The organism is Paenibacillus shirakamiensis (genome assembly GCF_017874255.1).
GTDB lineage: Bacteria > Bacillota > Bacilli > Paenibacillales > Paenibacillaceae > Fontibacillus > Fontibacillus shirakamiensis.
Window position 1 is genome coordinate 1,230,858 of sequence record NZ_JAGGLD010000001.1, and the last position, 10,825, is coordinate 1,241,682.

General features: G+C 41.9%; 9 protein-coding genes. 2 read left to right on the top strand and 7 right to left on the bottom strand.

The window, feature by feature from the left end:
- Nucleotides 1-11: 11 nt before the first annotated feature.
- Complete coding sequence (locus J2Z69_RS05730) at nucleotides 12-476, bottom strand: divergent PAP2 family protein (protein ID WP_209859946.1); 465 nt, start codon at nucleotides 474-476, stop codon at nucleotides 12-14.
- 266 nt (nucleotides 477-742) lie between these two features.
- Between J2Z69_RS05730 and J2Z69_RS05735 the strand changes: the two genes are divergently transcribed.
- Nucleotides 743-1,297, top strand: coding sequence for a YdcF family protein (locus tag J2Z69_RS05735; protein ID WP_209859948.1), 555 nt, complete (start codon nucleotides 743-745; stop codon nucleotides 1,295-1,297).
- 157 nt (nucleotides 1,298-1,454) lie between these two features.
- Here J2Z69_RS05735 and J2Z69_RS05740 read toward each other — a convergent pair whose 3' ends face one another.
- The 6 genes from J2Z69_RS05740 to J2Z69_RS05765 form a co-directional block, all read right to left on the bottom strand.
- Nucleotides 1,455-2,981 (bottom strand): glycoside hydrolase family 31 protein, encoded by a 1,527-nt coding sequence (locus J2Z69_RS05740; protein WP_209859949.1) that lies wholly within the window; start codon nucleotides 2,979-2,981, stop codon nucleotides 1,455-1,457.
- A 41-nt stretch (nucleotides 2,982-3,022) separates the two neighbouring features.
- Nucleotides 3,023-3,859 (bottom strand): carbohydrate ABC transporter permease, encoded by an 837-nt coding sequence (locus J2Z69_RS05745; RefSeq protein ID WP_209859951.1) that lies wholly within the window; start codon nucleotides 3,857-3,859, stop codon nucleotides 3,023-3,025.
- Nucleotides 3,860-4,732, bottom strand: a complete 873-nt coding sequence (locus J2Z69_RS05750) for a carbohydrate ABC transporter permease (RefSeq protein ID WP_209859953.1) — start codon at nucleotides 4,730-4,732, stop codon at nucleotides 3,860-3,862.
- A gap of 75 nt (nucleotides 4,733-4,807) precedes the next feature.
- Nucleotides 4,808-6,082, bottom strand: a complete 1,275-nt coding sequence (locus J2Z69_RS05755; RefSeq protein ID WP_209859955.1) for an ABC transporter substrate-binding protein — start codon at nucleotides 6,080-6,082, stop codon at nucleotides 4,808-4,810.
- A gap of 273 nt (nucleotides 6,083-6,355) precedes the next feature.
- Complete coding sequence (locus tag J2Z69_RS05760; RefSeq protein ID WP_209859957.1) at nucleotides 6,356-7,126, bottom strand: response regulator transcription factor; 771 nt, start codon at nucleotides 7,124-7,126, stop codon at nucleotides 6,356-6,358.
- Nucleotides 7,119-8,912: a cache domain-containing sensor histidine kinase gene (locus J2Z69_RS05765; RefSeq protein ID WP_209859959.1), complete on the bottom strand. Its 1,794-nt coding sequence runs from the start codon at nucleotides 8,910-8,912 to the stop codon at nucleotides 7,119-7,121. Before J2Z69_RS05765 ends, J2Z69_RS05760 begins: the two co-directional genes overlap by 8 nt.
- A gap of 200 nt (nucleotides 8,913-9,112) precedes the next feature.
- Here J2Z69_RS05765 and J2Z69_RS05770 point away from each other — a divergent pair, with 200 nt between their 5' ends.
- Entirely contained in the window at nucleotides 9,113-10,819 is a 1,707-nt protein-coding gene (locus J2Z69_RS05770; protein ID WP_209859961.1) for a family 16 glycosylhydrolase, read from the top strand.
- Nucleotides 10,820-10,825 lie beyond the last annotated feature (6 nt).

A 10,825-nucleotide genomic window follows, 5' to 3' on the forward strand; every position in this document is an offset into this window, starting at 1 on the left:
TCACCTAATCTCTATAGTATGTAAGAAGTATAAACAAAATAGTATAAATAACAACTCAAGCTCACGCCTAAAAGGAGTCCACCTAGCACTTCTACTTTTCGATGACCTAGCAATTCCTTCAGTTGCGTAGCCGCAGTCTCATCTCTTGTCAATAACGATAGCTCCTTCGTGATGCGATTCAAGATTGTAGCATGAATTCCGGCTTGACGACGAATTCCGGTCGCATCATACATTGTAATAGCACTGAACACTGCAACTATGGCGAACATGGAAGAATCCCATCCATACCGAATTCCGATCGAAGTAGTTAATGCAGTCACCGCTGCTGAGTGAGAGCTGGGCATGCCCCCTGTATTCATAGCCAATCGAAAATCCCATATTCTATAGCGCAGCCAATATAAAGGCACCTTCATCAATTGAGCAATAATCATGGAAATAAAAGCGGACATAAGCGGGAAATTATATATTATATGCAACCTTCAATCCTCCTAAGTTCTACTAGTATCTTTGATCTCACTATAGACGCTAAGAATAAACTACTTATGAATCAAATCTTAACATTTTATTAACTAAGCTAAGCTCTCCCTCATATTCACCAAAGTTTCTAACCCCCCTCTTTGGAGGTAATAGAGCAAAACACCCAAACAAAGATTCATAGATTAGAGTTGTAAATGACAGACATTTGATGGAGGCGTGACCTATTTTAATCTCAGAACTAACCCAAGAGGAGTTAACCCCCGATGTGATAGAGAAGTTGCTATTTAATATATCCGATGATGGACAGCCGGCTGATTGCATTTTCGTCTTCGGGAGCAATAAAGCAGCTAAGTACCGAGTACCAAGATCCGTAGAGTTGTACAAGCAAAAGCGTGCAGAGAAATTGCTCTTCTCAGGAGGCACGATATGGAAAGATGTAAACGTTCCCGAATCAGTAGCGATGCAGCAGCGTGCCATGGAACTAGGTATTCCTGAGAAGGATATTATCGTGGAGACTGCTTCGCGATCTACCAAAGAGAATGTATTATCATCACTCACCCTCTTGGATCAGGAATTCATGTTACATAACATCAAACGCATTCTTCTCGTTACTTCTCCCTTCCACATGCGCAGAGCCTATTTGACCATGCGGACTTATATGCCTAGCTGGATAGAGTTCTCGTTTGGCCCGGCTAGTAGCCTAACGCATACGCTAGATACTTGGTATGAGCACGAAGGAACAAAAAAGAGAGCTTTGGAGGAATCCAAAAAGATTATAGAGTATGTGCACATGGGTGCTTTGAAGGATGATGTCGTGTAATCTAAAGCGGCAATGAGAATTACTATAGCTCTCCAATAAAAAACGGCCTCATCGCTAATTAAGCGAGTAAGAGCCGTTCTTTTCATTGTTAATTTTAAAAGTGGATTTCTAGCAAGGAAAGACCTCTCAATTAATTGAGAGGTCTTTCCTTGCTAGCTTATACTTTTCGGTACCACGGAAGCACATCAATCGGAGCATCTACAACATTTGTGCAAGGACCCACAATCCGGTCCCCCTGCTCGTTAACCCAGATACCTGGCGGAAATGTAACCTTACGGCGAATCGCACCTTTTTCTAGTACAGGTGCCACTAAAATATAATCGCCGAGCAAAAATTGATCGCTAATCCGCTCGTAACCCACCTCAGGGTAAGCATAAGCTAAATGTCGCATCATCGGCTCTCCATCCTGCGATGCCTGCTTAGCTAATTCTAAAATTTCACTTCCCAGACGCGTATGCAGATCTGCCGCCTGTACGCAGTACCTATGATGTTCTTCATCCAGTACACGCCATGGCGCCGCCGAGAATTGCATCATCGGAAATAGGGCGGCGCACTGGGCAGAACGAACAAATAGTTCCTGATCCAGCGATGCTGATAATTGCAGAAAATGTTCATACTCCCCGCCACCAATCATATCGGGACAAATAAAGGGATGCCCCAGTAAACCTTGTGCCAGAGCATCTGGAATGAGCGACGAAAGTCCGTTTCCTTCCCATGTATGCAGCTTATCTTTGAGGCGTTGAGCAAGAGGCTGACCTCCTAGCTTCCAACAGGCACGGTATTCGTTAAGCGAGAATTCAAGTCCAATTCGGGCCCATGCCTCGCATTGCTCATGCGGTGTGGATGGGGCGGCGGATTGATCCGATGCTTCATAAAATTCGATATCTCCAGCATCTAGTTTGAATCCATCAATTCCATAATTGTGTTGGAGATCACTTAGCTGCTGCTTGAACCACGTTACCGCTTCTTCATGACTTCCATCCAGTACACCACTATACCCGTTCCACCAGTGACGGATTGCAGTATTTCCATGCTTATCTTTTAGAAGATATCCCTTATCCTCCAGTTCGCGGAATGTTCTAGAATCAGGACTTACAAAAGGACAAACCCATAACATGACTTTGAATCCCATCTGATGAAGCTGATCCACCATTCCCTTAGGATCTGGAAATCTTCCAGAATGAAATACCCAATTCCCGTAGGGTTCATGCCAATTGTCATCAATCATGATTACGCCGGGAGCCATCCCCGCTGCTAACACGGATCTAGCATAAGCTAGCACTTTCTCTTGTGTAGGTTGGTACAACAATTCAATCCATAAATTATACTGCGGTGCTGTGAATAATAGTTCATCGGGATATGCGCCCGAAGTGGGGAAGTGCTGTCTGGATGCGGCTTGAAAGGCTCCTCTCAGACTACCGAACCCTTCTTGTACTACAATCTCTGATGTAAGTCCCGTAATGGTGATGGCCTCTGCTGTAAAGGAGAACGAGAAGGGCTGATCAGACCAGATATACCTACCTTTATTAGATAATAGCAACGGCGCGGCCTGATTCATTCCTAACGTAGCGAACAGATCTGCTTCAAATGGCTTCGCTCCATACGGCATGTGTGAGCCATCTGCTGCTCTTCCACCCCACCACTGTTCATTAGGCAATAGGATAATAACTTGTGTGTCTTTCATGTATTCGAACTCCTTTGATAGGTTCATTCCGTTCATGATCTTTAACCTTTGACAGATCCGGCTGCAATACCACTAATGATGTATTTCTGCATGATGATGTAGAACAAGAGCAGCGGCGCAACGCCTAGAACCATCATCGGGAAAAATGCGGTCCAATTTGTAGAGAATTGTCCAATGTTCCGGTACACTTCTTGAAGAATGACCGCTTTTTCTCTAGTCTGTAGGAATAATAACGGACCCATGAAATCATTCCAAAAAGTAAGTGAATTGAGAATCGCCGCAGAAGCAATGACGGGCTGCATAAGGGGAAGAACAATACGGAAAAATGTTCCGACTACCCCCGAACCATCAATAGAAGCGGATTCCTCTACTTCAAGTGGAAGAGATTTCACGAAGTTAATGAATAAGAATACGTTAAATGGAATCGTTACGGACACGTTTATAATGACAACAGCCCATAGCGTATTCATCAGATGCATAGACATGATCAGTTTATAAAGTGGAATAAGCGCAATCTGAAATGGAACTACGAGACCAGCAATAATCGCAAGAAACAGTAGTTTGCTCAGCCAATTCCGAGATCTAGCGAACCCATATGAAGCCATACAAGGGAGAATCGTGCATCCTATTAGAGAAAAGAACGTAATGATAAAATTATTCATGAATACTCTTGGATAGTGCATCAATTTCCATGCGTCTACGTAATTGCTCAAAATCCATTGATGAGGCAGGCCCAGAGGACTGGCGGCTGCCTCTTCTGGCGTCTTCAAGGTAGTTACTAGTAAATAGTAGATAGGAAGTGCTACAAGAATCGCAATAACAATCAGACAAAATTCAAGTACATACGGACGCTTTTCTTTGGTTGTAGTGGCTTGCATTTAAGATACCTCCCAACGCTTCATTAGACGAAGCTGTAGAACCGTCACAATCATGACAAAGGATGAGAACAAGACACCAAGCGCAGAGGCATAACCCAATTGACTATCCGTGAATGCGCGCTGAAGCAGAACCGTCACAATACTTTCTGTAGCATGACCCGGTCCCCCATTCGTCATGGAGAAAATAATATCGAACACTTTTAGTCCGCCGATCATACTAAGCACGGTATTGATAGTAATGGACGGAACCAATAAGGGAAGTGTGATTTTCCAAAACGTTTTCCATCCATTGGCCCCATCCATATGAGCCGCTTCGAATAATTCCTTCGATATCCCTTGAAGGTTGGCTAAATAGATAACCATAGCCCAGCCTGTCCACTGCCACACTTGAGTTAGAATTACAGAATATAGAGCTAGTTTGGCACTTCCAAGCCAGTTGACCGATCCAAGTCCAAGGTGCGTAAGAATCTGATTCAAAGGGCCATAGTCGAGTGATGACATAATATAGGACCATAAGAAACCTACGACCAAGGGACTCAGTACAGCGGGTGCAAAAAAGATCATGCGCAACCAATTTTTAGTGCGCAAATTTCTATCTAAAGCCACGGCCAAAGGTACAGCCAACGCATTTTGTACAATGGTCATAATAATCGCATACAGAATAGAATTCTTGATTCCCGTTAACACCACATCATCATGAAAGAGGGCTTTGTAATTATCTAAACCGATAAAATGGATGTTTTTTTGAAGCAACGACCAATCTGTAAAGCTGTGTACAAATGTAGAGATAACAGGATACAGATAAAAAATCATATAGATCAGCACTGCCGGCAAGATTAGTAGAAAAAAGGAGCGTTCTCGTTTTCGTAGCATGGTTGTGACTTCCTTTCTAAGTAAAAGTTCGGGGATATCCGGATACTTCCCGAGATATCCCCGACGCTCACCTGATTATTTGCCCGTTAATGTCTTACGCTGTTGATCTGCTTTGTCATCCAATACTTTCAAAGCCTCTTCTACAGTTCTTCCGCCCGTAAGCACTTCTTGAAGCGCCTTACCATAGTCTTCCGCGATAGCTCCGAAAGGCCAATTGATCCATGGTGCATAGACATGACCTTCTTTGAATGCTGCTGCTGAATCTTGATATTCTGCTGGCAATTGCACATCTACCCCTTTTAAGAAGGAGCTTCCGAAGTTGTCCTTAATAAGTGCTTGCTGTGCCTCCGGTGTAGAAGTCACCTCTAGAACCTGCATAGCTGCGTCTTTATTTTTAGATTGTTTGTTGATAGAAAGCGCACTTCCCGGTCCACCAATTAGCCAGCCCGTTCCTTCTGTAAGACCCGGGATCGGGAACATACCCATGTTCAGATTAGGATTTTTTTGCTTAAGTGCTTCTGCCGCCCACGGCCCCGATTCCCACATCGCCGCTTTACCAGTTGCAAATTCATCTTGAGCTTGATCATAATCAATCCCCAGCATATCTTTAGTTATGTTGCCTTTTTGTATGGTCTCGGTCCATTTTGTTACGAGCTCATTCCAGTTCCCACTCACCTTCTTCGTTCCATCCGAGAAAGCGGTATCAAAATCTTTGTTCTCTGGCTTAGCGTAGAATTCGTTGAGCAACATCCCCATGGACTGCTTCATCATCGGTTCCCATGACTTGGCGCCCATCGCTTGCGGCTTAATGCCCGCTTGACGCAGTTTGTCATGAATCGTCATCCATTCATCCCATGTCTTGGGAGGCGTCAGACCTTGCTTCGTAAAAATATCTTTGTTGTACCAGATGCCTTCGAACCAGGATTGCAATGGAATCGTATACACTTTTCCTTGGTATCGAATCAAGCCCGTATCATTATATTTGCTTGTGAATGAAGCATTAGTGAGATCTTCGACGTAATCTGCATTAGCATAGACTGCACCACTACCACTAGTCTCAAAAATATCTGGTCCTTCTCCAGCCGCAAGTTGTGTCCGAAGAATATTCTCATACGATTTCAAATCGATGAATTGAAATTCAATGTCTACATTAGGCAACTTCTTTTTCAGATATTCCAAATAGGATTTTCGAGTCTCTTCCTTGTTGTATCCCATGATTCGAATTTTGGTTTTTTTCTCTCCAGAAGCCGAACCATCCTTCCCTGATTTGTCATCAGAACTGCCGCATCCACTAAGAACTAGGGATGAGACCATCATCAGACTTGCCATAAGAATTAGTGTTTTTTTCATGATACCCCTCCTGCATTTGAATAATCTATCATTTGATTACAACGTTATCGTACTCTAGAGCTGGCCCAGTGCTGAAGTCTGGAAACTACCATTTTCGAGACTATACTACACTCCTCTTTTTTCTTTCATTTCTCTTCTGCTCCTAACCAAAAAAAGATCATAAAAAAGACCGCAGATAGGATGCGATCCTCTACAAGTAAACTTAAGAATAAAGACATCAGTTAAGATGAACTTCATCTCATATAAAGGAGAAGATAGTACCACTACAAAGGTCTAAATCTGATCATGTATTAGATCCCGATACTCTTGGGGCATCATCCCCGTAGTCTTTTTGAATACCTTGGTAAAGTAACTTGGATTCTCATATCCAACTTCATAAGCAATCTCATAATTTCTCTTGGCTGTAGTCCGAAGTAAGGTTTTGGCAGTTTCGATTCTGACATAAGTTACATAATCCCAAATATTTTCTCCGGTAATTTTCTTGAATAAATTTGAAAGATAGTTCTTACTTACTCCAATCTCAGTACATATCTCTTCCATAGTCAGACTGCGATGATAATGCAGCTTAACGAACTGCTTCACTTTTTGCACATGATAATTCTCAGATTGATCGGATTGTGGGGTCTGACCTTCTGGCTCCTTTAAGGACTTCGAAGCGTGCATCCGCTCTTTAGTAATCTGGTCCACTGCACGTTCTATAAGATTACGCAACTTACTATCATCCAGCGGTTTCAGAAGATATCCGAACACCCCGGATTCTATAGCTCTTTGAGCATATTCAAATTCACCATGGGCACTAAGCAGAATAATCTTCATTTCCGGAATCTCCGCTCGGACTCTTTCAATTAATTCAAGACCGTCTAGTTCAGGCATGCATATATCTGTAATTAAAAGATGCGGCCTACGTGCGAATAGAATCTCGAGAGCCTGCTGCCCGTCTGTCGCTTTTCCCACAATAGAGATGCCATAGGCATCCCAATCTAAAATTTTTTCTAACATAAGAAGAGTCAAAATCTCGTCATCCGCCATTACAAGTTCAAGCATGTTCATCCCCCAGTTGCGGTATCTGTATAATTACTTTTGTTCCTTGTTCTACCTTCGACTCTATAATGAGTCCATAGGCCTCTCCGAATTTATAACGAATACGATCATGAACGTTTTTCACCCCGATATGTTCCCTATTCTCCACATCTTCTTGACGCAACAATTCACGTAGCGTTGTAAGCTTCTTTTCGTCCATTCCCTGCCCGGTATCTTCAATGGTAATCTCAAGCCCAGACATTCCTGGCTGGATGGACATAATAATGTTCCCTTTACGATTACCGCTAAATCCGTGAATCACTGCATTTTCGACGATAGGTTGGAGTAATAATTTAGGCATTTTCATATGCAGTATTTGACCGATCACAACTAACTCAAAATGAATTTTATCAGGATAACGGTAGTTTTGAATTTGGAGATAAGCCTTCACATGTTCTACTTCTTTGTATAACACTACCATTTCATTTGGATGATAGATGGAATAGCGCATGACATCCCCAAGCAGCGTGACCATGCTACTTACATCTTCATTTCGTTCACAGATTGCAAGGGACTTGATCGATTGTAGCGTATTATATAGGAAGTGAGGGTTGATCTGAGATTGAAGGGCGGAAATCTCTGCTTCTTTTGTCTTCATAGCAAACGCGTAGACATCATAATTGAGTTCATTGATACGTTTAATCATTTGCATAATACGTGTAGTCAACTTTTGCATTTCTACCGAACTGTTATCGTATAAGTCCACTTCGAAATTCCCCTGTTTCACGTCACTCATTTTACGCATTAGCCTAATGATGGGATATGTAATTCTAGATGACACGACGATAGATATGAGGATTACACTCAGAATTGCAGCTCCAAGCAAGAGGAGAATTAGTTTGTTAATATTGTCGTTATGCGCAAGTATTTCTTTCATAGGAATCATCGCAATAATCTTCCATCCCGTGACTTTAGAAGTTGTATACACTCCTAGAAAGGTGTCGTCTCCCTTCCCCACCTGAAATCTTCCCTCTACCTTATCCATATTCTGAGTGATATTAGCCTGCAAGTAAGAAGAGAGGTTGACCTCGGAGGGTTTAAATACAATCTGGTTGGACTGATCCATGATTAGAAAATATCCATGCTGCTCAAGTTTACTTTCTTTGGTCAATTCCTGAATTTCACGTAGTTCAAGATTAAATACTACTGAAGTTCCATCTCGCCTAGACGGGTTCCAGAAGTCAAATACCGGGGCTACAGCCGAAATCACCTTTTCTGATTCATAAGGTGGATTAAAATAGTAATCCTGTGGATGAACACCTATGAAATGAACACGAAAAAATTCATCATTTTGAAATTTTGGGAACCAATTTTGGCTGTAAAAAAGGTAATCCTTTCTTACCGTGCCTCCAGAATATTCATATACATTGCCGGATGGTTTGATAACCATCACGTCTTTTATACTTGGATTGTATCTCAGAATATCTTTCATCCGATCCTCTACTTGGCGATGATAGATCAGACCCTGTTGATTTGAACTCTCTTCGTAACCGCTTACAGCATCTTGGATCAAAGATTGTCCCGCTGTAATTTGAATGAGCGTCTTAATCTGATTAAAATAGGAGTCCATATTCAGCTTAGATTCGGTTACGATTTTGGACGTGTAGCTAATAACCTCAGCGGTCAGATTCTTACTGAACATGTGATACGTGATGTAACCAAGCAGTCCGATAAGGAGAATAAAAATCAGTGAAAATGAGATAATTAATTTTCTACGAATGGATTGAGGTTGGTGGAACAGGCGGGCCATATTATCGTTCTCCAATCAGTTGTCGATTGTTGTCTCTTAATGTCATTCATTGTAGCTTGATATTTAATTTTTACCAATCATTTTACTAACAAATACGTAGAATAAGAAGAGAATCCGTAGTTTACTTCCTTCCTCCATCAATGAAAGCGCTCTATATTTAAGTTAGATTCACCAATACGATATCCTATGGAGGGAATTACATGAAAAAAAAATGGCTTAAACCCCTATGTGTCACAGTAGCGGTGGGAAGTAGTATTTGGCTGACCAACATGATAGCACCATCTACGGTTCATGCAGCAGACTTTCCTGCAAATCCTATTTCCAAAAGTGGTTGGGTTCTGACCTCAAATGACGAATTTAATGCAGCAGATTTGAATCAGCAATTATGGTTCCCTTATTACTTGCCACATTGGTCAACACGTGAACTTACGAAAGCCAATTATGAAATTCAAAACGGAAATTTAGTCCTCAAGATCACCCCGGAAATGAAAACTTGGGACCCTATTAAAGATGCGGGCACCGTAATTTCAGGGATTCAGACCGGTGAAAAAGATTGGATTCATCGTTGGACCAATTACACAGCTATTAATCATCACGAAGAGACCGTGCAAAATTTAATTCAGAAATACGGATATTTTGAACTCCGTGCCAAAGTCCAAAAAGGTTCAGGAATACACTCCGCTTGGTGGATGGTAGGCTTCCAACAAGATCAAAATGCTTCAGGTGAGACGAAAATGAATGCCGAAGTTGATATTTTTGAAACTTTAGGCAATAACCCTACTACCGAACTGATCAATTTACATCCATGGAACGATCCGAACATTACCTCATCAGGCAACTCCGCCTCTTCTGGAGCTGATTTATCTCAAGATTTTCATGTCTATGGATTTGAATGGACCGAGACGAATATGAAATTCTATCTAGACAATCAATTAGTGAAGACAATCAATCAAAGCCCGAATTATCCAATGATGACTCTATTAGGACTGTATGAGAAGAGAAATGGAGGCTGGACTGGAGCGTTTGATGCTACGGTACCGTATCCAAAGAAATTTGAAATTGATTACTTCAGAGCGTATCAAAAAGCACCCGATAGTAATTCGGCCCTCTCTGTTACACGTGAAGGTGAAGATGCCTACTTATACGGCACGACTAAAGTAACAGACTCCGCTATAGCATCTGGAAAAAGAGTTGCCGGATACATTGGCTCAGGTGCTGCTAATGTGGCTGAATATAGAGATATCTATGCGACAAATGCAGGCACTTATCCTTTGCAAATTAACTATATCTCAGGTGAGAATCGTAATCTGTATGTTCAAGTTAATAATAATTCACCTGTTCTGCTGTCTAACCTCAATAGTGGTTCATGGAGTAGCAAGGCTGCTACCAACACGACCGTATCGCTTAATGCTGGCCTTAATAACATTCGATTCTTCAATAATGATGGGCCTGCTCCAGACATCGATGCTATTACCGTCGGAACTGTAAATAAAGCGCTATCCGCTTCGGTTAGTGCTGGATCACAGAATAGTGCTTACCCGATTGCAAATATCTCAGATGGAATTGTAAGCACAACCTATCAAAGTGCAGATGCTCCTACGCTGCCGCAAAATATAACTTTTAATTGGAACACACCACAAACCTTAAAACAAATCTCCCTGAGTTCAACGTACGGACAAGGGCAAGGGATTACTAACTTTGATATTCAAGTATCAGACGATGGAATCAACAACTGGACTACGATAGCTAGTTCCGGTACTGTGAGCTGGTCGTCGAATACAGCAACTACAGAGAAGAAGAATTTTAGTTTCTCTGAGGTTAGCGGCAAAAAAGGTCTTCGTCTTGTCGTAAAGCAAGCTAATCTTACATGGAAACATTTTGCTGTAAATGAATTGGAAATTAATTGATATTAG